This window comes from Nocardioides sp. P5_C9_2, assembly GCF_054049555.1.
On the sequence record NZ_JBFUMD010000668.1, the window covers coordinates 1 to 1,557 of the forward strand.

The following is a 1,557-nucleotide window of genomic DNA, read 5'->3' on the forward strand; positions in this document are numbered from 1 at the left end:
GTGGGCCGCGGCCCACCTCGACGAGCTCGGCGGCGACGACCGGCTCGCGATCGGCGGCGACAGCGCCGGGGCCAACCTGGCCGCCGTGGTCGCCCAGCACCTCGGCGACGTGCTCGCCTGCCAGTTCCTCATCTACCCGGCCACCGACGGGGTCGGGGACTACCCGTCCAAGGTCGAGAACGGCGAGGGCCTCTTCCTCACCGCCGGGATGATGGCGTGGTTCAGCGGCCACTACGTCCCGGCCGACACCGACCTGGCCGCCGAGCTGCACCGGATCGCGCCGCTGCACGGCGAGGTGACCCACGTGGCGCCCGCGCTGGTGGTCACCGCCGAGTTCGACCCGCTCCGCGACGAGGGCGAGGCGTACGCCGCGGCGCTGCGCACCGCGGGCGTCGAGGTCGAGCAGGTCCGCTACGACGGGATGATCCACGGCTTCGTGGACATGGGCCCCTTCAGCACGGCCGCCTCCGACGCGGTCGCCGACATGAACRCCCGCTTCGGGGCGCTGGTCCGCCGCTGAGCGGGGCGCTGGTCCGCCGCTGAGCCCGGCGCGGCGTGCTCGGCGCTGCGGGGTCGCTCGGCGGATACAGTGCGCGCCATCAGACACCCTGACGATCGCGCGGAGGAACTAGGTGCAACGCCGGTTCGGTGACACGGAGCTCGCTCATCTGCTGCACGAGCACCGCGGGAGCGACTTCTACCGCGCGCTCACCAAGAGTCTGGACGAGATGGGTGTGCACGGCACGGCGCGACGGGGGCCGGTCAGCTCTCTCGCCTGGGCCGCACGAGTGGCCGAGGTGGCCCCCCTCGAACCGGCGGTCGAGGACGGCCTCGACGGACTGTGGTTCTACGGGCAGAGCCTTCGGTACGACTTCCGTTTCGACGAGCTCGCCCGACTGACCCGGGAATGGATCCAGGCCGGGGTCGACGACGACCTGGTCCGGGCCCTTCGTGTTCTCGGCGAGAGTGCGGATGCCGACGCGTCGCTGCACGTGAAGGTCGATCGGATCCTGCAGGACCCCGCCGCGAACAGGCAGACCAGGCAGGTGTGCATGCACGCGCTCTGGTTCTCCGAGGATCCCGAGGACGCGAAGGCGTGCATGGCCCTGATCGACGACCTGGTCGAGCTGGGCGAGGACGACTCGAACGTCTACTTCCGCAAGGCCGGATGCCTCCGGAAGCTGGGTCACTTCGCCGAGGCGATGAAGGCCGTCGACAGGGCCGTCTCCCTGCTCCCGCCGGGCGAGAACCTCGTGCACCAGGACTACGTCCGGGAGCGAGAGCTCATCCGCGCCAGCAGGTCGCTGCACGAGGAGCTGCGCCAGGCGCTCAGCAAGGTCGCCACGCTGGAGGAGTTCCTGGCTGGTGAGGTGGCCGACTCGCAGGAGAGGCTGGAGGCCCGCGTGCGGCAGGCGGAGGACCTGGTGGCGAGCAACCTCCTTCGATCGATCGAGATTCTCGGCCTCTTCCTGGCCCTGGCGGGCTTCGTCGTCGGAACGGTGTCGGCGGCCAAGTCGTCGGACAGCTACCCGAAGCTCATCGCCGCCATGGTCTGCC

At 70.8% G+C, this 1,557-nt stretch carries 2 protein-coding genes; both read left to right on the forward strand.

All coding sequences use genetic code 11. From position 1 onward, the window contains the following. On the forward strand, positions 1 to 520 hold a 520-nt coding region (locus tag ACXJKL_RS20830), incomplete at its 5' end, for an alpha/beta hydrolase fold domain-containing protein (protein ID WP_457208902.1). Positions 521 to 632: 112 nt separating this feature from the next. Then, positions 633 to 1,557: hypothetical protein (locus ACXJKL_RS20835; protein ID WP_457208903.1), on the forward strand; the 925-nt coding region annotated here is incomplete at its 3' end.